This window comes from Salinisphaera sp. T5B8 (genome assembly GCF_040361255.1).
GTDB lineage: Bacteria > Pseudomonadota > Gammaproteobacteria > Nevskiales > Salinisphaeraceae > Salinisphaera.
In genome coordinates, this window is record NZ_APNG01000011.1 from 63926 (window position 1) to 90045 (window position 26120).

At 63.7% G+C, this 26120-nt stretch carries 21 protein-coding genes; 10 read left to right on the top strand and 11 right to left on the bottom strand.

Annotated features, from left to right (window positions below):
- Positions 1-6: 6 nt before the first annotated feature.
- The gene (locus tag T5B8_RS11250) at positions 7-1803 is read right to left on the bottom strand and encodes an acyclic terpene utilization AtuA family protein (RefSeq protein ID WP_353178782.1); all 1797 of its coding nucleotides are present in this window, start codon (positions 1801-1803) and stop codon (positions 7-9) included.
- A gap of 187 nt (positions 1804-1990) precedes the next feature.
- Between T5B8_RS11250 and T5B8_RS11255 the strand changes: the two genes are divergently transcribed.
- From T5B8_RS11255 to T5B8_RS11275, 5 genes are all read left to right on the top strand, one after another.
- Positions 1991-2626: a TetR/AcrR family transcriptional regulator gene (locus T5B8_RS11255; protein WP_353178783.1), complete on the top strand. Its 636-nt coding sequence runs from the start codon at positions 1991-1993 to the stop codon at positions 2624-2626.
- Positions 2627-2782: 156 nt separating this feature from the next.
- Positions 2783-3763: an NADPH:quinone oxidoreductase family protein gene (locus T5B8_RS11260; RefSeq protein ID WP_353178785.1), complete on the top strand. Its 981-nt coding sequence runs from the start codon at positions 2783-2785 to the stop codon at positions 3761-3763.
- Between the two features lie 186 nt (positions 3764-3949).
- Positions 3950-4996 (top strand): glycosyltransferase family 4 protein, encoded by a 1047-nt coding sequence (locus T5B8_RS11265; protein ID WP_353178787.1) that lies wholly within the window; start codon positions 3950-3952, stop codon positions 4994-4996.
- The gene (locus tag T5B8_RS11270; RefSeq protein WP_353178789.1) at positions 4993-6189 is read left to right on the top strand and encodes an NAD-dependent epimerase/dehydratase family protein; all 1197 of its coding nucleotides are present in this window, start codon (positions 4993-4995) and stop codon (positions 6187-6189) included. The genes T5B8_RS11265 and T5B8_RS11270 overlap by 4 nt, the downstream gene beginning before the upstream one ends.
- Positions 6190-6358: 169 nt before the next feature.
- Positions 6359-7393 (top strand): hypothetical protein, encoded by a 1035-nt coding sequence (locus tag T5B8_RS11275; protein WP_353178790.1) that lies wholly within the window; start codon positions 6359-6361, stop codon positions 7391-7393.
- A gap of 16 nt (positions 7394-7409) precedes the next feature.
- Here the strand turns inward: T5B8_RS11275 and T5B8_RS11280 are convergent, their stop codons facing one another.
- From T5B8_RS11280 to T5B8_RS11305, 6 genes are all read right to left on the bottom strand, one after another.
- Complete coding sequence (locus T5B8_RS11280; RefSeq protein WP_353178791.1) at positions 7410-8390, bottom strand: ArsA family ATPase; 981 nt, start codon at positions 8388-8390, stop codon at positions 7410-7412.
- Between the two features lie 94 nt (positions 8391-8484).
- On the bottom strand, positions 8485-8745 hold the full coding sequence (locus tag T5B8_RS11285; protein ID WP_353178793.1) for a cory-CC-star protein: 261 nt from the start codon (positions 8743-8745) through the stop codon (positions 8485-8487).
- Positions 8746-8776: 31 nt separating this feature from the next.
- A complete protein-coding gene (locus T5B8_RS11290) occupies positions 8777-9061 on the bottom strand; it encodes a hypothetical protein (protein WP_353178794.1) in 285 nt (94 codons plus the stop codon).
- Positions 9062-9242: 181 nt separating this feature from the next.
- Positions 9243-10949, bottom strand: a complete 1707-nt coding sequence (locus tag T5B8_RS11295) for a carbon starvation CstA family protein (protein WP_353178796.1) — start codon at positions 10947-10949, stop codon at positions 9243-9245.
- A 145-nt stretch (positions 10950-11094) separates the two neighbouring features.
- The gene (gene moeB, locus T5B8_RS11300) at positions 11095-12198 is read right to left on the bottom strand and encodes a molybdopterin-synthase adenylyltransferase MoeB (protein WP_353178798.1); all 1104 of its coding nucleotides are present in this window, start codon (positions 12196-12198) and stop codon (positions 11095-11097) included.
- Positions 12188-13549: a DNA recombination protein RmuC gene (locus T5B8_RS11305; RefSeq protein WP_353178800.1), complete on the bottom strand. Its 1362-nt coding sequence runs from the start codon at positions 13547-13549 to the stop codon at positions 12188-12190. The genes moeB and T5B8_RS11305 overlap by 11 nt, the downstream gene beginning before the upstream one ends.
- 1066 nt (positions 13550-14615) lie before the next feature.
- Between T5B8_RS11305 and T5B8_RS11310 the strand changes: the two genes are divergently transcribed.
- Entirely contained in the window at positions 14616-16517 is a 1902-nt protein-coding gene (locus T5B8_RS11310) for an ATP-binding cassette domain-containing protein (RefSeq protein ID WP_353178802.1), read from the top strand.
- Complete coding sequence (locus tag T5B8_RS11315) at positions 16517-16699, top strand: hypothetical protein (RefSeq protein WP_353178804.1); 183 nt, start codon at positions 16517-16519, stop codon at positions 16697-16699. Before T5B8_RS11310 ends, T5B8_RS11315 begins: the two co-directional genes overlap by 1 nt.
- Positions 16700-17539: 840 nt before the next feature.
- Here T5B8_RS11315 and T5B8_RS11320 read toward each other — a convergent pair.
- Positions 17540-18133 carry a YceI family protein gene (locus tag T5B8_RS11320; RefSeq protein ID WP_353178806.1) on the bottom strand — a complete coding sequence of 198 codons (594 nt, stop codon included), beginning with the start codon at positions 18131-18133 and terminating at the stop codon, positions 17540-17542.
- 128 nt (positions 18134-18261) lie between these two features.
- Positions 18262-18864 carry an exopolysaccharide biosynthesis protein gene (locus T5B8_RS11325; protein WP_353178808.1) on the bottom strand — a complete coding sequence of 201 codons (603 nt, stop codon included), beginning with the start codon at positions 18862-18864 and terminating at the stop codon, positions 18262-18264.
- Positions 18865-18983: 119 nt separating this feature from the next.
- Between T5B8_RS11325 and T5B8_RS11330 the strand changes: the two genes are divergently transcribed.
- Positions 18984-19967, top strand: coding sequence for an aldo/keto reductase (locus tag T5B8_RS11330; RefSeq protein WP_353178809.1), 984 nt, complete (start codon positions 18984-18986; stop codon positions 19965-19967).
- A 52-nt stretch (positions 19968-20019) separates the two neighbouring features.
- Here T5B8_RS11330 and T5B8_RS11335 read toward each other — a convergent pair whose 3' ends face one another.
- Together T5B8_RS11335 and T5B8_RS11340 are read right to left on the bottom strand one after the other, a co-directional pair.
- A complete protein-coding gene (locus T5B8_RS11335) occupies positions 20020-21327 on the bottom strand; it encodes a lytic murein transglycosylase (RefSeq protein ID WP_502950796.1) in 1308 nt (435 codons plus the stop codon).
- A gap of 54 nt (positions 21328-21381) precedes the next feature.
- A complete protein-coding gene (locus tag T5B8_RS11340) occupies positions 21382-22575 on the bottom strand; it encodes a BaiN/RdsA family NAD(P)/FAD-dependent oxidoreductase (protein ID WP_353178810.1) in 1194 nt (397 codons plus the stop codon).
- Positions 22576-22927: 352 nt separating this feature from the next.
- On the opposite strand from T5B8_RS11340, the gene T5B8_RS11345 reads away from it, so the two are divergent.
- Together T5B8_RS11345 and T5B8_RS11350 are read left to right on the top strand one after the other, a co-directional pair.
- Positions 22928-23950: a hypothetical protein gene (locus T5B8_RS11345; RefSeq protein ID WP_353178812.1), complete on the top strand. Its 1023-nt coding sequence runs from the start codon at positions 22928-22930 to the stop codon at positions 23948-23950.
- A 56-nt stretch (positions 23951-24006) separates the two neighbouring features.
- Entirely contained in the window at positions 24007-26085 is a 2079-nt protein-coding gene (locus T5B8_RS11350) for a TRAP transporter large permease subunit (RefSeq protein ID WP_353178813.1), read from the top strand.
- Positions 26086-26120 lie beyond the last annotated feature (35 nt).

The following is a 26120-nucleotide window of genomic DNA, read 5'->3' on the forward strand; positions in this document are numbered from 1 at the left end:
CTCTCGTTAAACAGTGTCGATACGCGCGGCGATCGCCGGGGATACCGGCACCGGAAAATCCAGCAGCATCTGACCCAGACACTTGCCCTGGGCGTCGGCGCGCAGCGATGCCACGCCGCCACCGCCCAGTACGCGGGTGAGCAGGAAATTCATCGAATGGGTGCCGGGCAGTTCCCAGTGGCAGACCTCGCCTTCGAGCAGGTGGGCAAACCAGTCAGCAACCGCGGCATCGGTGAGGGCAGCGCGCAGATACGGCAAATAGGCCGGATCGCGCGCGATCACGCCGATATTGGCGGCATCGCCCTTGTCGCCGCTGCGCGCCAGCGCCAAGCGAACAAGCGGAACGGGCACAGGATCATCGAGCGCGATGTCGTCGGTCGGATTAGGCTCGCTTGCCCGTGAGTCGCGGTCGAAACCGCCGTCGCTATCGATTACGACCTGTGCGATCGTGGCGTCGATATCGACCTGTACGGCCACTGCTGCCTTGGGCACGAAACAGGAATACAGCCGGATCACCGGGCTCACGCTGGGCCGCCCGCCGAAAAAGCCGGTCACCCCCGGCACCATGCCGGTGGCAGCCTGGGCCAGTTCGCGGGTAAACAGCGCCAATGCGTCCTTCGACTCGTGGCGTACCGCCAGTTTGAGCACGACTTCCCGGCTGTGTGCGGCGGCCTGGCGGGCATTCGCGCCATACATCGCTTCCGTGCCGAGCACGGCGATATCGTAATCGGCGTAGGGGCCGAGCCCGCGCTCGGCGAACAAGCGCTCGGTCTTGGCCAGGATGGCCATGGCTGCGCTGTGCGCCTTGGCCCCGGCCTCGATGCCGCCAACAACGAACACCGCTGTGCAGCGGTAACCATCCATATAGGTGGCCGAAATCTTGTAATCGGCATTGGGCGCCTGACCGCGCGCGCCGGCGACCGCGACCCGATTCTCGCCGACCTGGGATAACGTCACCTGGGTGAAATCGCAGGCGACATCCGGCAACAGATAGGCCCGCGGATCGCCGATTTCGTAGAGCATCTGCTCGGCGACGGTATGACAACTCACCAGCCCGCCCGTACCCGCCGGCTTGGTCACCACGAATGCGCCATCGCGCGCGACCTCGACGATGGGAAAGCCCATATCGGCATAGCCGTCGGCCACGAGATGCCAGTCGGTGAAATTGCCGCCCGTGCACTGACAGCCACATTCGATGATATGCCCGGCCAGACTACCCGCGGCGAGCCGGTCGTAGTCCTGCCAATCCCAGCCGAATTCGTGCACCAGCGGCGCGAGCACGAGCGCGCTGTCGACACAGCGCCCGGTGATCACGATATCGGCACCGGCATCGAGTGCGGCGACAATGCCCGGCGCACCGAGATAGGCATTCATGCTCACCGGCGCCTGCGGCATGGCGCCTTCGCCCGCCATGGGCTCGATGGCGCTGGCCAGACGCGCGCGCTCGGGCATGAGATCGTCGCCGGTCACGATCGCAATCTTGAACGTCAGCCCCGCTTCGGCCGCCGCTGCGGCCAGCGCGTCGCGACAGGCCGCCGGGTTGATACCGCCGGCATTGCTGATCACGCGAATGCCGCGTGCCTTGATTTCGGCGAGCACGGGCTTGAGCGCATGGGCGACGAAGTCCTCGGCGTAGCCGGCACCGGGATCGCGCCGGCGCTTGGCCGCGAGTATCGACATGGTGATTTCCGACAGATAGTCGGACACCAGATAGTCGATATCGCCCTTTTCGACGAGCTGGGCGGCGGCGGTGTTGGTATCGCCCCAGAATGCCGACGCACAGCCGATGCGGATCGAATCCACGGGTAATGGCGCTCCTGCCGAAAGGCGGTCGCCGAGCACGGGCGCTTTCGTACCCGAGCGGCAACGCTATGGTTCTGATGACCTGTTTGAGATGAGAGTGCAGCGCCGTTGTCTTTAAGTCAAGTCGAGTGACTCACCTTAGGAATAATTGCGCTAGACTTGGGCTGTGCCCCAGTCAGGAAAGCCCATGGCCAGCGCCAGCCCGGCCGCCGCCTACCATCGTCAGATTTCAGCCGAGAAACGCGATGCCATTCTCGATGCCGCCCTCGAATGTTTTCTCGAGCGCGGCTTTGCCGGCACCAGCCTGAACCGGATCGCCAAGGCCGCGGGTGTGTCCACAGCCACCCTGTACCGGCATTTTCCGAGCAAGGACGAGCTGTTCGCGCAGATTATCGAGCGCCCGTTTCTGGATGGCTCGCCAGAATCGCTCGCCGAGTTGCCGGCCGGCGAACCCGAACGCGTACTCCACGAAATTGCCGAGCGTTATGCCCGGCTGATTCTCACCCCCTATTTCCATCCGCTGGTGCGCGCACTGATCGCCGAGGCGCTACGGCTGCCGCAGATGGGCCACGCCCTGGAACAACGCGGTCACGGCCCGTTTCTGGCCGCGGTAAAAGGCTACTTCGAACGCGAACACGACCTGGGTACGCTGGATGTGCCCGATGCCGGCCTGGCCGCGGAACAGTTTCTGGGCATGATTTCGAGCGTGGTGTTCTGGCCGCGCATGCTCAACGACGAACGCCGGCCTTCCGCGGCCAAGGTGCAGCGCACCTGCGATGCGGCCGTAGCGACGTTTCTGGCCCGATACGCCATCGCCGAATAGGCGTCGCCCGAGGGGCCTTGCCGCTCTGTGCCGAGCCCGCTGGCAAGCGACGATCGGATCAGGTTCAGGCAGAATGCATGAACGAACGTCCGTTTATGGCTGCGCCGTGTAGCGGCGCTCAATCAAGACAATCGTCAATAAAGAGGAGACCCCCTGATGCGAGCATTGCTCTGCAAACAATTCGGCCCGCCGGAAACGCTGGTCGTCGAAGAACGCCCCACGCCCGAGGTCGGCCCCAAGCAGGTGCTCATCGACGTGCAAGCCGCAGCGGTGAATTTCCCGGACAGCCTGATCATCGAGGACAAATACCAGCTCAAGCCGGAGCTGCCCTTTTCGCCGGGCGGCGAACTCGCGGGCGTGATCAATACCGTCGGCGACGAGGTCACCCATCTCAAGCCCGGCGACAACGTGATCGCCTTTACCGGCTACGGCGCCATGGCCGAACAGATCGCCACCGACGCCAACCGCGTGATCCCGATGCCGGACGGCGTGGACCACGTGACCGCCAGCGCCTTCGTGATGACCTATGGCACCACCTATCACGCCCTGGCCGACCGCGCCGCGCTCAAGTCCGGCGAAACGCTGCTCGTGCTGGGTGCGGCCGGCGGCGTGGGCCTGGCCGCGATCGAACTAGGCAAGGCGCTGGGCGCGCACGTGATTGCGGCGGCCTCCAGCGAAGAAAAGCTCGCGGTGTGTCGCGAGCACGGCGCCGATGAAACCATCAACTACGTCGAAGAAGACCTCAAGGACGCGATCAAGGCCCGCACCGACGGGCGCGGCGTGGACGTGGTCTATGACCCGGTCGGCGGCGACATGACCGAAAAAGCCCTGCGCGGCACGGCCTGGCGCGGACGTCTGCTGGTGATCGGCTTCGCCGCTGGCGAGATTCCCAAGCCGCCGCTGAATCTCGCCCTGCTCAAGGGCTGCTCGATCGTGGGCGTGTTCTGGGGCTCGTTCACCCAGCGCGAACCGCAGGAAAACCAGAAACAGCTCAAGCAGATCTTTACCTGGCTGGCCGAAGGCAAGCTGCGCCCGCATGTCTCGGGCACCTATCCGCTTGAACGCGGCGGTGAGGCCATCACCATGCTGGCTTCGCGCAAGGCGGCCGGCAAGCTGGTCATCAAACCGCAGGAATAGTCTGATCGGCCGGCCCGGCCGAACCGCGCCGGGCTGGCACTGCCCTATTTCGTTCCCGCGACAACGCGGCGATGTTGTCATGCAAACGACATCGCCGTGTCATCCCGGCGTTATCTGAACGACCCACACTGCGCTCCATTGCAAGCCGGCTGTCATGTCGATGACAGCCCCGCAACGAGGAGCCGCATGCGTATTGCATTGCTCACCGACGCGTGGAAGCCGCAGGTCAATGGCGTCGTCACGGCGCTGACCGCCCTGGTCCGAGAACTGGAAGCCGCCGGTCATGACGTGCTGGTGATCCATCCGGGCCTGTTCGTGACCGTGCCCTGCCCCACCTACACCGAAATCCGGCTGGCCGCCGCGCCGCTGCCCGGCGTGGCCCGCCGCCTGCAACGCTTTGTGCCGGATGCCGTGCATATCGCCACCGAAGGCAGTGTGGGCCTGGCGGGCTGGTTGTACTGTCGGCTGCGGGGCTGGCGTTTCACCACCTCGTTTCATACCCGCTTTCCCGAATACATCAATGCACGCTGGCCGATGGTGCCCGTAGGCCTGGGTTATCGGGTACTCAATCTGTTTCATCGGCGCAGCGTACGCACCATGGTGAGCACGCGCCCGCTGGCCGATTATCTGCAGGATCGCGGTTTTTCGCGCCTGGCCCTGTGGGGCCGCGGCGTCGACACCCGGCTGTTTCGCCCGGTCACGCCGGCCGTTGTCGATCTGCCCGGGCCGGTATTTCTCTACTTCGGCCGCGTGGCGCCGGAAAAGAACGTCGAAGCGTTTCTCCAACTCGATCTGCCCGGTAGCAAGCTGGTAGTCGGCGACGGCCCGGCCCGCGCCGCGCTCGAGCGCTGCTATCCGGAGGCCTGTTTCGTGGGCATGCGCCTGGGCGAAGACCTCGTCCGTCATATCTGTGCGGCCGACTGCATGGTGTTCCCGAGCAAGACCGACACGCTCGGGCTGGTGCTCATGGAGGCCATGGCCTGTGGCGTGCCGGTGGCTGCCTACCCGGTCACCGGGCCGAAACAGGTGGTCCAGCCCGGTATCACCGGCGTGCTCGACGACGATCTGCAGGCCGCGGCGCTGGCTGCGCTCGAACTCGACGGCGAGGCCGGCATCGCCTATGCCCGTGCCCATAGCTGGGCCGCCTCGGCGGCCGAGTTCGCGACCCAGCTCGCCCCGGCACGACGCCCCAACCTGCGCTTTGCGACCCCGGCATTGGAGAACGCACGATGAAAGTCCTCATACTCGGCGGCGACGGCTTCTGCGGCTGGCCCACGGCATTGCATCTTTCCGGTCAGGGCCATGAGGTGACACTGATCGACAATCTGTCGCGGCGACATATCGACAACGAGCTCGGCGTGAGTTCGCTCACCCCGATTTCGCCGATCGATATCCGTCTGGCCGCCTGGAAGGAACTCACCGGGCGCACGATCGCTGCGCTGCATATGGATGTCGCCCGCGAATACGACCGCCTGGAGGCCACGATCGAACGCCTGGCGCCGGATGCCATCGTGCATTTCGCCGAACAGCGCTCGGCGCCCTATTCGATGAAACACGCCCGCGCCAAACGCTACACGGTCGAGAACAATCTCGCCGCGACCCAGAACGTGCTCTGTGCGCTGGTCGAAACCGGCATCGATGCCCATCTGGTTCATCTGGGCACGATGGGCGTCTATGGCTATGGCGGCGGGCTGCGTATTCCCGAGGGCTATCTCACGGTCGAAGTCGACGACAGCGCCGGCGCGCGTACCCAGCGCGAGATTCTGTTCCCGCCGGATCCGGGCAGTATCTATCACATGACCAAGACCCAGGATCAGCTGCTGTTCTATTTCTACAACAAGAACGACGGCCTGCGGATCACGGATCTGCATCAGGGCGTGGTCTGGGGCACCCAGACCCGCGAGACGCGGCTGGACGAGCGCCTGATCAATCGCTTCGACTACGACGGCGACTACGGCACCGTGCTCAATCGTTTTCTCATGCAGGCCGCGGTCGGCCACGATCTGACCGTGCACGGCAGCGGCGGCCAGACCCGGGCCTTCATCCATATTCAGGACACCGTGCGCTGTATCGAAATGGCGATTGGCAACGCGCCGGCCGCCGGCGAACGCGTGCGCATCTACAACCAGATGACCGAAACCTGGCGCGTGGGCGAACTGGCCAAACTGGTTGCGCGCATGACCGGCGCACAGATCGCCCATCTGCCCAACCCGCGCCGTGAAGCGCCGGAAAACGACCTGTGCGTGGATAACGCCTGCCTGCTGGATCTGGGGCTGGATCCGACCACGCTGCGCGACAACCTGCTGGGCGAGATCATCGACGTGGCCCAGCGCTATGCCCACCGTTGCGACGAAAGCCGGATTCTGTCGACCTCGCAGTGGGTACGCCCGCGCCCGGCGCCGGCGTCGCAGGCCGTGGCCGGCTGATCGCGCGGCGGCCGGGCCATCCCGCCCACGCGCCAGACTGCTGGAGCACAAACACCGCGACCCATGGCAGAACAAGCGATTGGAAGTGGCCGGATATCTATCGCGTTCGACTCAATTGCGCGCCGCTGATCTATAATCCGTTTCAGGTTACGAACCGGATACGCTGCCTGTGCCGATCGATGGCCGCTGGACGCTTGCTGCGCTGACCAGCGCCCTGCTCGTACTCTATTTCACGCCCTGGCTGGCCCTGGGCGACGGCGTCGATACCTCGGGCTATGCGCTGTCGTCCGGCCTGACTGTACTGCTCGCCCCGATCGACCGCTTCGATATCGGCCAATATCTGGGCCCGGTACTGGGCTGGACACTACCGCTGATCGGCTTCGTGGGCCTTGTGCAGAGTGCACGCGGGCGTATCAGCCTGTGTGCGATGACGCTGGCGGTGTGCGTATGCAGCCTGCTCGGATTCGGCTTCTGGCAATCGCCCTGGTATCAGGCCCCCACCCTCGCCTCGCTGCCATTGACCCATGCCGGCATGGCGGTACTCGCCAGTGCCCTGCTCAGCCTCGTCGCGAGCCTGCTCGTTGCGCTGTTGTCGGGCTGGCGTGACCATCGACACGGCATCACCGAGCATCGCCGCGCCGATGGCACCGTCGCGATCGAGATTCGCCCGCCGCGCTGGCGCCCCTTGCGGCGATTGCTCTACTTCGTCGCCAATGTCGCGATCATCTACGTCGCCCTGCTTTTCTGGGCGCACCACCATCTTCTGGAACTGGCCGACCAGGCGATGGTACCCGTCACCCTGGTCGTGCTGGCGTTCATTGCCCTTGCCGTGGCGGTGATCGTGCGCTCGGCACTGCGCCACAACCGGCGTGCCCGTATCGTCATCGACCAGCAATCGCTGAGCGTGATCACCGGCGGCGATTGCGGCCGCTATCAGCGCCAACACATCAACGGGCTCTACGTTCCGCAGCAAGCCGACGACAACGTGCGCGACTATTACGACGCCGCGCACGGGGCCGACGCACTCACCCTGCCCGTCACAACGCAAATCCCCGATACCGTCACGGCCGAGCCATTGCTCGGCAAGCCCTGTACCCGGGTGATGATGCGCCTGCGCCATCGCACGGTCGCGCTCGCACACCATCTGGGGCCGGCCCAGGCCCGGGAGCTGGTCCGCCGGCTGACCATCCGGCTGCTCGATTGAACGCCTGGCGGGCGCGCTAGCCCACGCCCGGCGTACTCAGGCGGGATGCCAGTGCTTCGAGCTGGCTGCGACCGACGATATCGCGTGCACTCTGGGCGACCTCGATGAGTTCCTGGCCGGCAAAGCGATCGCGTATTTCGGCCAGATATTCGTTCTGCTGGGCCACGCGTTCGGTCACGAAGGCGCTGCGCTCATCGGCCGGCCAAAGCCGGTTCACGTACAACGCGCCCACCGGGATATGGGTATCGCGCAGCTGTTCGATCACGCGGGCGGTTTCTTCGATCGGCAGGCGTTCGGCCTGCAACACCGGATGGAACACCGATTCGTCGTGCAGACGCTGGCGGGCCTGGGCGAAGCGTTCGGCGCGCTGGCGCAGGCGTACGAGCACACGGTCTTCGCGCTCGGGCTCGCGTACACCGGCCATGGAGCGCCACATGCCCTGCAGTTTGTTCACCTTGGCGCGCTGGGCCTGCAAACCTTCGACCCAGGCACCGAGCATGGACGGCAACGTCAGCAGGCGCAGCGTATGGCCGCTGGGCGCGGTATCGAATACCACCCGATCGAAGCGCTGCGGGCACCATTCCATGATTCGGGTAAAACGATCGAACAACGCCGATTCGGCCGTGCCCGGCGCCTGTACGGCCAGCTTCAGATGCCGGTCGAGCGCCGGCAGCACCGCCTTGGACACCGCCGATTCCGCGTCTTCGCGAATCCCTTCGACATAGGCCCTGGCATCGGCCTCGGGGTCGATCTCCATGGCCCAGAGATTGTCGCCGGCCGCAGTCGGCTCGGCGCCGAGCCGAGTTTCCAGCAAGTCGGACACCGAATGGGCCGGATCTGTGGAGACCAACAGCGTACGTTCGCCGGCCGTGGCCAGGCGCAGCGCATTGGCCGCCGCGAGCGTGGTCTTGCCGACCCCGCCCTTGCCGCCAAATAGATAGAACCGCGTGGGCAGATCGTGGCCATCGCGGTGGTGATGTGCATGAGAATGCGCCATGGCTCGCGTCTATCGGTCGACCTGGGTTAATTCGATTGCCGTATTGCGCGCACCGTCCGAACGGGCATTGCCCGCACGTACAGAGCACGCGTCGTCAGCAACACACGCCGGCTTCGGGAAAGGTTTCCATGCCCATGCGCTGGTGCCAGCGATGGAATGCCTCGATCAGATCCGGATACAGCTCAAGCGCATAATAATCCGCCGGCCCGGGGATACCCAATGCCTCCAGAAACAACAGCGCAACCAGCGCATCTTCTTCCGAACGCGCCTCGCGGGCGATGCCGGCGCGCCACGGCGCCATGAACAGTTCGTCGTGGTAGTCGGAAAAACGTTGCCAGAGGCTTTTTTCGCTCATCGGTTTCGACCTGCGGTAACCCGGGCGATCTTCACGCGGGTAACGAGCGCCCGGTGTATTCGAGCACGGCATTCACGACCGTCGCCGTATCCGGCAGGCGCCCCGAGTAGAGCGTATGGCCATCGACGACCACCGCCACCGGCGCGCCGGCACGCGCCACGGCCCGCAGTGCGGCGAACACGCTGGCGCCGTCGGCACGCGCGGATTTCCAGACCGCCGGATACAGCCACAGTAAATTACGCGGATCGGCCACCACCAGTTCGAGATCGGGCGCAGCTTGCGCGAGCGCGCGATAGATTTCTCCGGTGTGTTGCATACGCGCCCGGCTATGGCTGAAATCCGCTGCCGCGCCCAGCCTAGTGTGACATTCGCCGAGACGACCACAACACCCCGAACCGCTGTGCTGGGCATCCTGCTCGCGCACCAGAATCACCTGATGCGCGCGCCCGCGCCGCGACCCCGATCGCGATACGCGGCGGCCGGCGCGTGCATAGCGGTCATGATTGCTCGGTAGCCGCGCTCGGATTACGCCGCTCGCGGTTGAAGGCCGTAAACGCTTCCACCACCAGCCACGCGGCCAGTACGAAGATCGCCGCATCCATGATCAGCAGCAGCCAATCACCCTTGGCAAAGAAGTCGCCCAGGTTGAGCACCAGCGCCCAGGTGGTCATGAACAGCAGAAACACCAGCGGAATGAGCGCGGCCAACGGGTTGCGATTACGTGCCAGCAGCCATACACCGATAATCGACAACGCCAGTCCGGCGGTGAGCTGGTTGGTAGTACCGAACAACGTCCACAACCGGCCGAAGGCAAAGCCCTTGCCGCCAGCGCTGTCGCCACCCGGCAGCAGCGCCAGCCCGAGCGGAATCAGCACGGCGAGCGTGGTGAGCAGATTCACGCGTCCGACCAGCGATTTGACGCCCGCCAGCTCGGAAATCTCTTCAAGAATATAACGTTGCAGACGTACGCCGGTATCCATCGTGGTGCCGGCAAAGGTGATGACCACCACGGCCGCGAACGTCGCCCCCAGCGTCGCGGGGATGCCGAGATTGCTTAGAAAATGCCCGGTGCCATTGACGAAGTGGCCAAGCGCACCGCCGGAGGCCGCACCGAAGTCGGCGTACGCGGCGTTCCAATCGCCGGCCGCGCCGAGCCCCGCAGTACAGGCCAGAATCGCGGCCAGCGCCAGTGCACCCTCGCCGAGCGCACCGCCATAGCCGACGAAACGCGCCTCGGTTTCGTTACCCAGCTGTTTCGAAGTCGTACCGGAGGCGACCAGGCTATGGAAACCCGAGATCGCGCCACAGGCGACGGTGATGAACAGATAGGGGAACCAGTGCGGCGAGTTCGGCGCCACTTCGTTGACCGCCGGCGCGCTGACCGTATCCCAGCCGACGAGCACGCCGAGAAAGATCACCACCAGCGCGACAATCAGCTGCTGGCCGTTGATGTAGTCGCGCGGCTGCAGCAATACCCACACCGGCAACCGCGAGGCAATCCAGGTATAGGCGAAGATGAGAATGATCCAGGTGGTACGCACCGACAGTCCGACCGCCTCGGCTAGCCCGTCGACATAGATCGGATAAGCCTGGCCCACCGGGATTGCCGCATAGAGCAGCAATAGACCGATGACCGAAGGAATGATGATCGACCGGCCCATGCGATAGGCCCATTGGCCAATGAACACCGCGATCGGGATGACGATCAGCGCCGGGATCACCGCGCCCGGATTCTTTTCGAACAGAATCGCCATGACCACGCCGAACACCGCGTTCACGAGCGTGAGCAAAAAGAAGATGATCAGCAGAAACAGCGTGCTGGCTCGGGCGGATACCACCTTGCCGGAGAGCGTGCCGATATTCTGGCCGCGATTGCGAGCAGAGACGACGATCGAGCCGAAATCATGCACGCCCGCCGCGAAGATCGTGCCCAGCACCACCCAGGTCAATGCCGGCAGCCAGCCCCAGTAGACCGCGATCGCCGGACCGACGATCGGCGCCGCGCCGGCCACCGAGGTGAAATGGTGGCCGAGCAACACATGTTTATGCGTGGGTACGAAATCCACCCCGTCGCGCATGGCATGCGCGGGGGTGACGAAGTTCGGATCGAGCCGATAGACCTTCTCGGCCAGGTAGCGTGAATAGAACTTGTAGGCGAAATAGAACGCCACCAACGTAATCACGATCAGAAGAAAGGCCGGCATCTCGTATCCCCTCGCGATCGCGCCCATCCAGACCGGGCGCTATAAAGTCGCCGAATCCTAGCAATCCGCCCTACCACGACGATAGTCGACTATCGTCGGTTGTCATGTACAGCGTGTGTCAAATACGCATGCACGCGTCGGCGGATCACCCGCCGGCACAGGTCGCACAGTGTGGATCGGCCGGTATCTGCAGACTGCGCCAGCGCTGGGTCTTGGCATCGAGGGTGAGCACCCGTGCGGTCAGCGTGTCGGCCATGCCCACGATCAGCTTGATGGCTTCCAGTGCCTGAAGTGTGCCCACGATGCCCGGCACCACGCCAAGCACACCGGCTTCGGCGCAGGTCGGTGCCGCCCCGGCCGGCGGTGCACTGGCGAACAGACAGCGATAACAGGGCTGGCCACCGGCCGGAAATACGCCGACCTGACCGGCAAAGCGCTCGACCGCCCCATAGACCAGGGGAATACGCGCGGCGACACAGGCATCGTTGATGGCATAGCGCGCGCTGAAATTGTCGCTGCCGTCCACCACCAGGTCGTAGCCGGCCACCAGCTCGGCGGCGTTGTCGGCGCTCACGCGCTTTTCGATCGGCTCGATATCGATACTCGGATTGAGCGCACTCAGGCTGGCCATCGCCGAGCGCACCTTGGGCTGGCCGACGCTGGCATCGCGATGCAGGATCTGGCGATGCAGGTTGGAGCGATCGACCACGTCGTGATCGACGATGCCGATATGCCCCACGCCGGCCGCGGCCAGATAATAGGCCGCCGGCGAACCCAGCCCGCCGGCGCCGATGATCAGTACCCGCGCATCGCGCAGCTTCGTCTGGCCGGCTTCACCGACCTCCGGCAGGGTGAGCTGGCGCGCATAGCGGGCGCGATCGGCGGTATCGAGCATGGCCGGGGTTTCGAAGGCCAGCCCGGCGTCCTTCCAGGCATCGAAGCCGCCTTCCACCGAGCGCACATCGGTATAGCCGAGCCGCGTGAGCTGATCGGCCGCCAGCAGCGAGCGCGAGCCGGATGCACACATGAGCAGAATGGTCTGGCTCGGATCGCTGACCTGTTCTTCGATCCGCATTTCCAGAAACCCGCGGCCCAGCGCTTTCGCCCCCACCGGCGTGCCCTGGGCAATCTCATCGGCCTCGCGGATATCCACGAGCAGCGCGCCATCACCGGCCAGTTCGGCCGCGCGTTCGGCGGCCACCGGCGGTATACGCTCGCGCAGCAGGGCAAGCTCGTCTTTAAGGCTCATGGCGTTCGTCCAGGTCGTCGTTATCGTCGTCGGGCGCTTCATCGGCGTGCGTGGATGAGCCCAGCTCGGCCTGGCGCACCCACGTGGCCCCCATCGACTTGCTGGTATTCGCGCCCATCTTTTTCAACTGTTCGCTGCGCCGAACGATATTGCCGCGTCCGCTCACCAGCTTGTTGCGGGCGGAATCGAAGGCCTTGTTGGCGGTGTCCATGGCCCGGCCCAGCTTGTCCAGATCGTCCACGAAGCCCACGAACTTGTCGTAGAGCGCGCCCGCCCGGTTGGCGATCTCGGCGGCGTTTTCTTCCTGCTGCTGGAGCTTCCACAGGTTGGCGATCGCCCGCAGCATGGGCATGAGCGTGGTCGGCGACACCAGCGCGATATTGGCATCCAGCGCCTCGCGCTGCAGATCGAAATCCCCGCGCAGGGCCTCGACGTAGGCTGCTTCCGAGGGGATGAACATGAATACATAGTCCAGCGTTTCGATGCGGTCGATGTTCTGGTAGTTCTTGGCCGACAGACCCTTGAGATGACGCCGTACCGAGGCCACATGATCGGCCAGGGCCGTACGGCGCGTGGTTTCGTCCTCGGCTTCGTGCACCCGCAGATAGGCGGTCAGCGACACCTTGGCATCGACCACGATGCTGCGCTGTTCGGGCAGATGCACCACCGCGTCCGGTAGCTGGCGATTGCCGTCCTCCGTGGTGGCCGCGAACTGGGTTTCGTACTGCACGCCCTTTTCCAGCCCCGAACGTTCCAGCACGGTTTCCAGAATCATCTCGCCCCAGTTGCCCTGGGTCTTGGATTCGCCGCGCAGCGCATTGGCGAGATTGGTCGCATCCTCGGCAATGGCCTTGTTGGACTGTTCGAGCAGGCGCACCTGTTCGGCCAATGCCGAGCGCTGCCGGTTTTCCTGGTCGTAGGCTTCGCGCACCTGTTTTTCAAAGCGCCCGATATGCTCGCGCAGCGGGTTGATCAACGGTTCCAGGCTGGCCTTGTTCTGCTCGGTAAAGGCCCGGCTTTTTTCCTCCAGAATCTCCTGCGACAGGGTCTTGAACTGGTGGGTGAGCGCTTCGCGTGCGTCGGTGAGCGTCTTGAGCTTGTCCTCGGCATGGCGGCGCTCGGCCTCCAGGCGGGTTTCCAGGCGCGCGTTGTCGGCGCGGGCGTTATCCAGGGCAGCCCGGACATCGGCCAGTTCGGCCGCACGCGTGTCCGCTTCGCGCTGGGCGCTGGCACGGTCGGCCACCAGCTGCGCCTGTTTCGAGCGCGCCCATAGCAGCACGAATACGCCGCCCAGCAGCACACCGGCCCATAGCGCAGCTGCCAGGTAAAGCGTGGTAACGGATGGCATCATCAAATCGCGGCTCTTGGTGATGGGTAACGAACGTCAGCATACGGGTTGCAGCACGGCACGCTTACCCGCCGAACTACCGGTCTTTCGCGTATTTTCGCGTTCATTTTCGAACAGATTGCCTGCTCGAGAACAGCCCGCTGCGTTTCATCAATCACCGAGAAGACATTTATCCGCAGATTACGCAGATCACACAGATTGAAGACAAGAAATCGACGGCCGTTCGGCATCGTCTGGCCCCTGTGCCACGCGCTTCTTCATCTGCGTAATCTGCGAAATCTGTGGTTCGGCTTGAGGGACGAAGCCACCACACGGTCGCTTACCGACCTGTGCAATGCTGCCTCTGCGGACTACCGTTAGCGTGCGGCGCGAACATTTCACCGCCCGGCCTTCGAACAATCTGTCTTTCGCTTTATTCGCGTGTCTTCGCGTTCATTTGCGGACAACCTGCCCGCTTGCGAACAGCTCGCTGCGTTTCTCGATGATCAAAAAGTCATTGATCCGCAGATTACGCCGATTACGCAGATGCATTGATTTGGCCGTGGTGCGAGGCCGACTGCATTGGCGTCTTGAACCTGGTAGCGGTAGCCGGACAGAAAGATCCGCAGATCGACGCAGATCAAACAGATCAAAGACAAGAAGTCGCGTTAGGCCGCTTCGTCTGGCGCCAGTGCCACGCGCTTCCTCATCTGTGTAATCTGCGAAATCTGTGGTTTCGCTTGAGGAACGAAGCCAACACGGCCGCTTATCGAACTGCACACACAGAGTGCTGCCTCTGCCGACTGCCTCCAGCGTGCGGCGCGTGCATTTCAGATCCCCCGGCCTTCTAGCGATCCGTTTTTGCCTTATTCGCGTGTCTTAGCGTTCATTTGCGGACAACCTGCTTGCTTGAGAACAGCCCGCTGCGTTTCCTCCATCATCAAGAAACCATTTGTCTGCGGTTGGCGCAGATGCGGTGATTCGGCCCTGGTGGGCGATCGCTTCCATTGCCGGGCCGCGGCCCACGACCGCGCCCGCCAACGCGTACAATACCCGCCTCGATTTCCCACCTCGCGATGTTGTCGCGCCCATGATTCTGCAACTGCGCAACCTGCGTCTGGCCTACGGCACCCATCCGCTGCTCGACGACGCCGAACTCAGCATCGACCGCGGCGAGCGCGTCGCCCTGGTCGGGCGTAACGGCACCGGCAAATCCACCCTCATGCGCATCGTGTCGCGCGAGATCGAGCCGGACGAGGTCATCCGCGAACAAAAGCCGGATCTGCGTATCGCGCGCCTCGAACAGGAGGTGCCGGCGGGTACGTCCGGCGCAGTATTCGATGTGGTGGCCGGCGGACTCGGCGACGTCGGCGCGGCCCTGGCGCGTTTTCACGAACTCACCGCCCGGTTGTCGGCCGGCGAGGACGTGATGGATGCCTTTTCCAAGGCCCAGGCCCGGGTCGAAGCCATGGACGGCTGGACGCTCGCGCCCCAGGTCGAATCCACCCTGTCGCGTTTGAACCTGGACGCCGACTGGCAGTTCGAAGCCCTGTCGGGCGGGCAGAAACGCCGCGTGCTGCTGGCCCGCGCGCTGGTGCAGGAACCCGACCTGCTGCTGCTCGACGAGCCCACCAACCATCTGGATATCGCGGCCATCGCCCAGCTCGAGGAAATGCTGCTGGCCTGGAACGGCGCCTTGCTGTTCATCACCCATGACCGCGCCTTCCTGAAGAATCTGGCCACTCGCATCATCGATCTGGATCGCGGCAAGCTCACCTCCTGGCCCGGCAACTACGATGCCTTCATCGAGGGCAAGGAAAAGATGCTGGCCGACGAGGAAAAGGCCAACGCCCTGTTCGACAAGCGCCTGGCCCAGGAAGAAGTCTGGATTCGCCAGGGCATCAAGGCCCGGCGCACCCGTAACGAAGGCCGTGTACGCGCACTCAAGGCCATGCGCGCCGAGCGCGCCGAACGGCGCGAACGCGGCGGCACCGCCAATATCGTCACCCAGGACGCCGCGCGTTCCGGCAAGCATGTGATCGTGGCCGAAAACCTGGCCTACACCTGGCGCGACGGCGATAGCGAAAAGCCGATCGTCAACAATCTGTCGACCGTGATCCAGCGCGGCGACAAGGTCGGCATCATCGGCCCCAACGGCTGTGGCAAGACCACGCTGATCAATCTGCTGCTCGGACGGATCGAGCCCGATGCCGGCACCATCAAGCTCGGCACCAATCTCGATATCGCCCATTTCGACCAGCACCGCGCCGCGCTCGACGACTCCATCAGCGTGCTCGATAACGTCGCCCAAGGCCGCTCCTCGATCACCATCAACGGCCAGGACCGGCACGTGATGAGTTATCTGCAGGACTTTCTGTTCTCGCCCAAGCGCGCCCGCAGCCCCACGCACGTGCTCTCCGGCGGCGAACGCAACCGTCTGCTGCTGGCCAAGCTGTTCACCCGCCCGGCCAATCTGCTGATCATGGACGAGCCCACCAACGATCTCGACGTGGAGACCCTGGAACTGCTCGAGGAACGGCTGATGAGCTACGAGGGCACGCTGCTGCTCGTGTCGCATGACCGTGCCTTTCTCGACAACGTGGTCACCAGCAGTCTCGTGTTCGAAGGCAACGGCGCGGTCAACGACTATGTCGGCGGCTATACCGACTGGCTGCGCCAGCGCCCGCGCAAGGCCGAACCCGCGCCCGCTGCGACCAAAAAACCGCAAGCCTCCGCGCCGCCGGCAGCGCCCAAGCCCAAACCGACCAATCCGCTGAGCAGCGCCGAACGCAAGGAACTGCGCGCCCTGCCGGACACAATCGAAAAGCTGGAAACGAAGATCGAAGGCTTCGAAACCGAGTTCGGCCAGCCCGGTTTCTACGACCGGCCGGCCGACGAAATCAAACGCAAGACCGAGGCGCTGGGCAAGGCCCAGAGCGACCTCGAGAACGCGTTGGAGCGATGGGAGGCTTTGGAGGCGCGCCAGGGTTAATGGCCGCGGCCATTGCCCGCGCGAGTTGTTTCAACCGTGTTGGCTTCGTTCCTCAAGAGGAACCGCAGATTACGCAGATGAAGAAGCGCGTGGCGCAGGCGCCAGACGAATCGGACGACCGCGGCTTCTTGTCTTTGATCTGCGTGATCTGCGTCGATCTGCGGACCTTTGCTTGCCGCTAATCTCACCGACGCCGCGGCTCAAATGAAGCCGGTTGCCCACTACGACTAAATCAATACATCTGCGTAATCGGCGTAATCTGCGGATAAATGTCTTCTTGGTGAGGGATGAAACGCAGCTGCTGCAGTCAGGCAAGCAGGTTGTCCGCAAATGAACGCGAAGACACGCGAATAAGACAAACAAAGGATCGCTCGAAGGCCGGTTGATCTGAAGTGCACGCACCGACCTGGTACAGGCAGTCCGCAGATGCAGCACGATGTATCCGGAGCTCGGTAAGCGACCTTGTGGTGGCTTCGTTCCTCAAGCCGAACCGCAGATTACGCCGATTACGCAGATGAAGAAGCGCGTGGCACAGGCGCCAGACGAATCGGACGACCGCGGCTTCTTGTCTTTGATCTGCGTCGATCTGCGGACCTTTGCTTGCCGCTAATCTCACCAACGCCGCGGCTCAAATGAAGCCGGTTGCCCACTACGGCCAAATCAATGCATCTGCGTAATCGGCGTAATCTGCGGATAAATGTTTTCTCGGTGATGGATGGAACGGAGCAGGCTGTTCTCAAGCGGGCAGCTTGTCCGCGAATGAACGCCAAGACACGCGAATAAGACGAAAGATAGATCGCTCGATGGCCGGTCGCTGTGCTGTTCGCGCCGCATGCTGACCTTTGTACATAATCAAGATCGGGGACGAATAAGACGGGCGTGGTGGCCGAGTCGCGACCCTTTAATTGGCACGCCTAGCATTCATTTGCGGACTTTTTTTGAAGCAACGAAGCCTCGCGATCACCGACACGCCTGCGATCAGCCGGTGACGCGTTCGAGCCACCGGCTGATAACGCGTTGGTCTAGCCTTGGTCGTTGGGCCGGTTGGCTTCGGCTTCGATCTGGATTTCGACTTCGTCGGCCACCAGCGGGATAAAGGCGTCCATGTCGAAATCGCTGCGCTTGATCTCGGTTTCGGCCGAGAAGCCGCAGGTGTATTTCTTCTCGTCCATGGGGTTGGTCTTGCACACGATATCGTCGACATCGAGCGTGACGGGCTTGGTGGTGCCGTGCATCGTGAGCTCGCCTTCCACGGTGGCTTCGTCATCGCCGTCGAAGGTCACGCTCGTGGACTTGAAGCGCATTTCGGGATATTTCTCGACCTCGAAGAAACCTTCGGTTTCACGCAGATGTTCGTCGCGCTTGTCGTGGCCGGTATCCACGCTGGCCGGATCGAGGGTCACCTCAACCCGACTGGTATCGCCGTCGCGATCCATGACGATTTCGCCGCCGGTGACATCGATACGCCCGTGCATGGTGGACAGGCCCATATGGCCGATCTCGAAGTTGCCATAGGTATGCGAGGGATCGATCGTATAGGTTTCGGCTGCGTTCGCACTGAGGGCGGTGGCAGCGAGCAGCCCGCTCGTGGCCAGCCCAATGAAGATTTTATTCATACGATTCACTTCCTTGCGAGGATAGGGTTTGATTGTCGAATCCGAGTCTAGCGGATTTCGAATAAACACTGGCCGCACGATCATCCGTCGGATCGATGGGCCGCGCCAGCGCGCTTGCCGGTGACGGCCTAGCTAAGCACGGTATAGACGAAATAGCCGGCCAACCCGGCCGGTACCAGACCCGCCAGCACCCAGAATCCATCGCGTCCGGTCAGCCCTAGCCCCATGAGCGCAATCCCGAGTGCGGGCGCGGCGGCAGCGAACGGCAGAATTTCCAGTGGCACCATACACAGGCCAAGGGCGACACAGGCCAGGCCGATCAGCCGGGTGCTCGCGCCTTGTACGAGCACGGTCAGACGCGGACGCACGAGCCGATCGATACGGCGTGTCCACGGTATGAGCCGACGCGAAACCTGACGATAGCGATGCCGCTCGATCGCCAGGCGGCGCAGACGTTTGGGCAGCCAGGGATGGGCCTTGCCGAAGATCAGCTGGGTGGAGACCAGCGCAATGGAAATACCGCAGACGCTCGGAATGCCGGGCACCGCGCCCGTGGGCAACGCCGCGATGAGCGCCAGGATGAGCACAAGCGGGCCGTAGCCACGCTCGCCGATGACTTCCAGCACTTCGCCAATCGACAGCTGATCGTCCGAACCATGACTGTCGGCCTGGCCTTGGGCGCTGGAATCCAGCGATTCCAGGAGTCCGGTCAGGGTGGTCTGTTCGCCCATCGGGGCTTGTCTCTGCGTGAGTTCGAATGCGCGTCAGATTAGCACGGTCGCGCCCGGTTCCCGAGCGACGCTGCCTGCTTTATTGTATGTGGCATCGATTTTTCAAAAGCGTATACGCCATGCAGTACAAACGTCTTGGCAGCACCGGCACGAAAGTCTCGCCCCTGTGTCTGGGCACCATGACTTACGGCACGCCCGAATGGCGGGAATGGGTGCTCGACGAACAGGCCAGCCGGCCGTTTCTCAAGCAGGCGCTGGATGCCGGCATCAATTTCTTCGATACCGCGGATATGTATTCGCTGGGCGCTTCCGAGCGGGTGGTCGGCAAGGCGTTGACCGACTACGCCCGGCGCGATGAGTTCGTGCTCGCCACCAAGGTGTACATGCCCATGGGCGACGGCCCGAACGACCGCGGCCTGTCGCGCAAGCACATCATGAGTGCGATCGACGGCTCACTCGAACGCCTGGGCACCGATCATGTCGACCTCTATCAGATCCATCGCTGGGATTACGACACGCCGATCGAGGAAACGATGGAAGCGCTGCACGACGTGGTCAAGGCCGGCAAGGCCCGCTATATCGGCGCATCGTCCATGTATGCCTGGCAATTCGCCAAGGCCCAGCAGGTGGCCGAGCGCCATGGCTGGACGCCGTTCGTGACCATGCAGCCGATGTACAACCTGGTCTATCGCGAAGAAGAGCGCGAAATGTTGCCGCTATGCGCCGATCAGGGCGTGGGCGTGATTCCGTGGAGCCCGCTGGCGCGCGGCGTGCTGGCCGGCAAGACGACCCAGGGCGAAGGCGGCGAATCCACGCGGGCGAAAACCGACGAAAACACGCGCAAGTGGCATCTCGGCGGCGAAATCGACGCCCCGGTGATCGCCGCGCTACGCGAAGTCGCCGAAGCCCGCGATGTGTCGATGGCCCAGATCGCGCTGGCCTGGGTGGCGTCCAATCCGGTGATTACCGCGCCGATCGTGGGGGCCAGCAAGTCCCATCATCTCGATCAGGCGGTCCAGGCAATCGATATCGAGCTCAGCGCCGACGAGAAGCAAAAGCTGGAAGCGCCCTACCTACCCCACCCCATCGCGGGCCATAACTGATCGGCCGCGTTGTCGCCATAAGGCCGGGCGCGGCCGCGCCCGGCCTTTGCGGTCAGCCGGCGGCGCTACGAATCCGGCGCAGCAGTTCGTGGGTCGGGTAGCCGTCGGCGGTCAGCCCCTGCGAACGCTGAAATGCGCGCAGCCCGGCACGGGTATTCGGGCCTATGATGCCGTCCGGCGTGCCGGTGCCATAGCCAAGCTTGTTGAGCAGGCGTTGCATATCCTTGATTTCGGTACGCGACAGGCTCGCCAGCGTACGCGGCCAGTCACCATAGACGCCGGGCGCGCCAGCCAGCCGGTCGGATAGCAGACCGACCGCCAATGCATAGCTGGTGGCATTGTTGTAGCGCAGGATGGTGCGGAAATTCGGCCCCACCATGAACGCAGGCCCATGCGCGCCAGCCGGGGCGATGATGGCCGCCGCGGTGAACGACGGGAGCCCGCGGCTGTCGACCGCGCGCACGCCCACGGCCTGCCACTGGGCGGTGCTGCGCCGCGTATCGAGCTCGGCCTGACCGTAGTCGAAGTTCGGCGGCAAGACGACTTCACGGCCCCAGGTCTGGCCGCGCTGCCAGCCATTCTTTTGCAGATAGTTGGCCGTCGAACCCATCACATCGGCGATGCTGCCCCAGATATCGCGACGGCCGTCGCCATCCTCATCCACGGCGTAGGCCAGAAAGCTGGTGGGAATGAACTGGGTATGACCCATGGCACCCGCCCAGGAGCCGCGCATGCGCTCGCGATCGATATCGCCGTTGGCCAGAATCTCCAGCGCGGCATAGAGCTGCTCTTCGGCAAAACCCGTGCGCCGACCGTCGTAGCCGAGCGTGGCCAGGGCGTCGATGGTTTCGTAGTTGCCGAAGTTGCGGCCGTAATTGCTTTCCACGCCCCAGATCGCGCCGATGATCGTCGCCGGCACACCATAGCGATTCTCGGCCTCGCGGGCCTCGGCCGAATAGGTCGCCAACTGCTCGCGGCCCTGGCGAATCCGCGCGTCGGACACCGCGCTGTCGAGATAATCCCAGATGGCGCGCGAAAATTCGGGCTGGCGCCGATCGAGTTCGACGATACGGGGTACGAATTCGGCCCCGTCGAAAGCTTCGTCGAGCGTGCCCGCCGATACGCCGCGTGCGGCGGCGCGACGGCGGAAATCCGCAACCCAGCGCTGAAAACCCACGGCGTCACGGGCCGGCGCGGCCGGCGGCTGCGGCGTACTAGCCGGCGGTGCGGACATGCGCATATCCGCGGCCACGTCGGGGCTGGCATCCGATGAGCGCGCCGTTTCGACCGACTGCGAGGCACAGGCTGCCAGCGTGAGCATCCCCAAGGGCAACAACAGATCACGCCATCTGCCAGTCACGCATCGCATCCGCATAACGATCAATCCTTTGCCGAAAAACGCCTGAAAGAGGGCCTAGACTACCTCGCCCGCGGCCTGCGCACAGGCCCAGGCCCACTGAAAGTTGTGACCGCCGAGATGGCCGGTCACATCCACTACTTCGCCAATAAAATACAGCCCGTCCACGTCCTTTGCCGCGAGCGTTGCCGAGGACAATGCATGCGTGTCGACGCCGCCAAGGGTGACCTCGGCGGTGCGATAGCCTTCCGTGGCGGCCGGGCTGAACGGCCAGGCCGAGAGCTGGTCGATCAACACGGGCGTGGTGGTGGCATCCAGCTGCTTGAGCCGTTTGTTACCTGGCGCACAGCGTTCGGCCAGCCAATTCGCCAGCCGGCGCGGCAAGCGGGTGGCCAGGGCGCTGGCCAGACGAGCATTCGGCCGTGCTGCACGCTCGTTTTCAAGCCAGTCGCCGACATCCGTACCTGCAAACCAGTCGATGACGATCGTGTCCCCCGGCTGCCAGTACGAGGAAATCTGCAGCATGGCCGGGCCACTCAGGCCGCGATGGGTGAACAACAGGCCGGCGTCGAAGAGGCCATCGTTGCAGGTGGCCTCGACCTGGGTCGCGATGCCGGAGAGTTCGGCGAAGGCTGCACGTGCCGAAGCATCGACGGTAAACGGCACCAGGCCGGCCCGCGTCGCGCGCACGGGCAGGCCGAAATCGCGGGCGATCCGATAACCGATACCACTGGCCCCCATCTTGGGAATCGACAGCCCGCCGGTGGCCACCACCACGCTTTCGCCGTGCAGCGGGCCCGCAGGCGTATCCACGATGAAGCCGCCCTGCGCGTCGCGGCGCACCTGTTCGATCGGCGTATTCACGCGAATATCCACGCCCGCGGCAGCACATTCGTCGAGCAGCATGGCCACGATCTGCTTGGACGACTCGTTGCAGAACAGCTGTCCGCGTTCCTTTTCGTGGTAGGCGATGCCATGGGCTTCGACCAGCGCGACGAAATCGGCCGGGGTGTAGCGTGCCAGTGCCGACTTGCAGAAATGCGGGTTGGCCGAAAGAAAATTCTCTGGCGTGGAATACAGATTGGTGAAGTTGCAGCGCCCACCGCCGGACATGAGGATCTTCTTGCCGCAGCGCTTGCTGCCCTCGACCACGGTTACGTGACGACCGCGCGCGCCGGCCACCGCCGCGCACATCAGCCCGGCCGCGCCGCCGCCGAGCACGATTACATCTGTCGATCGATTGTCATTCATGAGCTATGTCGCTAGCGCGCCCGAGCCGTGTGCAGACGACGGCCGAACCCGTATGAAGCCGGGCTTTGCAGCGCGCGATTGTCGCATGGGCAAGCGCTTGCCCGAAGCGTGGCCAGCCCTGCTGTGCGCTGTGTATGGTCCACGAAAACTTGGTTTCGGCGGGCGTAAAAGATATATTTCCCGAACTGCCCGTGGCGCTGGGGGCAACGATGTCGGATATTGATCACTGTCGGCAACGGCATTCGCCGCCCGGCCGCGATACGTGCGCGGTACGAACAACAACAAGGCTGGCCGGCGTCATGTGGTGCGAGTACACAAGGATTACAACAATACGTAGGAGGACTTAACCGCCATGTTGAAGAGACTCTCGCTGCCGCTCATGGCAGGCCTTGTCGTCGCGCTGAGCGGCTGCGGCCTGATCTACAAGCCCACCGGTCATGTGCTCGCACACTATTCGCAGGATGAAGTGGTGCCCTACGTGATCGGTAGCGGCGACCTCGACCTGTCCGCCTGCGGCACCGGCATGGGCCAGCATCAACTGCTGGCGTCGTTCGGCCGCGTGATCGGCCGCCCCTCCAACGTATTGCTCAACACCAGCCTGCTGGCCGGGCTGTGCTCGGAAGCCGAGGCCCAGGAAGAACAGCTGCGCTTTGCGCGTGCACTGCGCGAGGGCAATACCGAAGAGGCGCGCGACGCGCGCGTCGAGTCTCAGCGGCTGTTCCGGCGCACCGCGCTGCGCCGTTATGCGGTATATCGCGACACGGTCGACGCTTTTGGCGAACTGGGCAACGGCGAATGCCCGTCGCTGGGCAACGATGTCGAGGAATTCGAATACATGGTCGGCACGCTGACGTCAGTGCAGGCCTTGTTGAGCGATATCCAGGCGTCGAGCAGTGTGGGCGTGCCGCAGGATGTGGCCGCGCGCGCCGGTCGGGCTACCGAGTGCATGGATAACGAAAAATGGTGGGGCGTTCCCAACGCGCTGCAGGCGGTGGTCTGGCTGAGCGTGCCGGGTACCGCGCCCGAGGGCAGCGATGCCTGGACGCAGCTGACCGAAGCGGCCGATTACGGCGAGTCCAAGGGTATGCCGATGGCCGCCATGCTCTACGCCCTGGCGGGCTACGGCCAGTCCGACGAGGCCCGGGAAAAACAGGGTATTCGTCAGGTCGCCAAGATCTACAACGCCGGCGATGGCCCGCCGGATTACATGATCCTCAGTGAAGTCGCCTATGCCCAGGCGCTGTATCTGTCCGATCGCATCTGGACCCGCGAAACCGGCCAGCGCACGCCGTTTCTCGCGCTCGGCGATTTTCCGGGCGATGACGACAGCAGCGAATCCGATTCCAACTTCGATGCCGGCAGCTTCCTAGACTGATGAGTGATCAAAACCTAGAGAGCGGATCGACTGCACTCGATCCGCAAAGTGACGATTTGTCCACGAGCTACAGCGCGGCGCGTAACTGGCTGATCACCCTGCCGATCGCGGCGTTGCTGCTGCTGGCGATCCTGTTCGGCACGAGTGCCTTCATTCACGGCCAGCTGCTCAGCCTCGGCGGCGATGTCTGGCAGAACTACAACATGTTGCGCGTCGACATGGACGAGCCGTCGTGTAATCCGGATATGGATATCGACGCGCGTGTGGCCCAGAGTCAGTCCAGAGCTGCCAAGCCCGACGAAGACAGCCTGTTCGATGCAGGCCCCTCCGATCCGCAAGCCCTGCGCCGCTCGCTGGAAGCCCAGCGCGGCCAGTGTCGTGAAAGCTACGAGCGCTACGAATACAACCAGCGCATGACCTCGACCTCCACGCTGCGCGCCTTTCGCTCGCTCGAACTGGGCATGGGCCGTATCAACCAGATGGGTCAGGGCCTGCAAGCCTATATTCTGGTGCTGCTGATCATGCTCGGCGGCTTCGTGGCCCTGGCGCTCAACGAGCAGATCGCGCTGCGCATGCCCAAGTCACAGCTCGACTATCGGGTCAGCGCGGGTGCGCAGGTGGCCGCCAATCTGGCCATGGCCGTCAGCGGCTTCGTGTGGATGCGCCTGGACTCCGGTGGCGACTTCGGCCTGAACCTGGTGTGGCTGATCGGCTTTCTTGCCCTGGCAGCCGTAGCGGCATACCGGTTTTTCCGTATCCCCGCGAGCGCCACGCCGGGCGGTTCGTTCTTCCATGCCCAGCTGACCATCCCGCTGTATTGCTGGCTTGCGCTCATCAGCCTGCTGTATTTCTTCATCAGCGAAGGCTATATCGCCGGCCCGGCCATTCAGTTGACCAAGATGATCCGGTTTGCGGATCTGTATACCGGCATCGGCCTGTATGTGTGGGTGGGCATGATGCTCAAGCACACCCGGATCGCCGAACTGCTGTTCGGGGTATTTCGCTCCTGGGAGATGCGCCCGGAATTCATCGTCATCATCGTGGTGATCGCCTCCGCCTGGCCGACGGCCTACACCGGCGCGTCGGGCATTTTCGTGCTCGCAATTGGCGCCGTGATCTATCAGGAACTCCGGATCGCCGGCACCTATCGCCAGCTGGCGGTGGCCTCGACCGCGATGTCGGGCAGCATGGGCGTGGTGCTCAACCCCTGTCTGATGGTGGTGATCATCGCCGCGCTCAACCGGCAGGTCACCACCGATCAGCTCTATGGCTGGGGTCTGTACGTGTTCGCGCTGAGCGCGACGCTGTTCACCGGCTTCGTCTATCTCACCCGCAAGAGCCGCCCGCATCTGGCCACGCCCGATGACGCGTTGCCCGCTACGCACCGCGCACTCTTACCGATCATCCCGTATGTGGTGATCGCGGTCGCGGTGGTGCTCATCTACGCCAAGCTGCTCGGCCAGAGCTTCAACGAGTTCTCCGCGCCGGTGATCCTGCCGTTGATGATGATCGCCCTGCTCGGCTATGACCGCTGGCGCGCACGCCGGCTCTACGACAAGGCCATCTATGCAGCCGATCGTGGTCAGGCGAAAGCCCCCGATCACGAACCGGCCGGTTTCTGGAATGCCTTGCGCGCCTCTACCGCGGATACCTCCGTGTTGCTGGGCGCGCTGCTGATGCTGATGGTGCTGTCCATCGTCTTCGGCGGCGTGATGGAGCGCTCCGGCGTGATGGAGCTGTTCCCCGAAAACCTAGGCAACGTGTGGTACGCAACCGGCATTCTGGTGATTATGCTGGTGATCATCGGCATGATCATGGAGCCCTACGGCGCCATCATTCTGGTAAGCGCGACGCTTGCACCGCTGGCCTACGACAACGGCATCAATCCAGTGCATTTCTGGATGATCGTGCTGGTCGCCTTCGAGCTCGGCTATCTGAGTCCGCCCGTGGCGCTCAACCAGCTGTTGACGCGCCAGGTCATCGGCGATGCCGAAATTCAGGCGGCCAAGGCCGAGGTGGCCAACGACCCGAGTTTCTGGCGCCGCCACGAAGCATTGCTGTTGCCGATTACTGTGATGGGCTCCTCGCTGTTGCTGGTGGCCTTCATTCCGTTGATCTTCATGGCGCTGTTCTAGTCGACGCCCCGGGGTCGCACCGCGGCCCCGGCCCA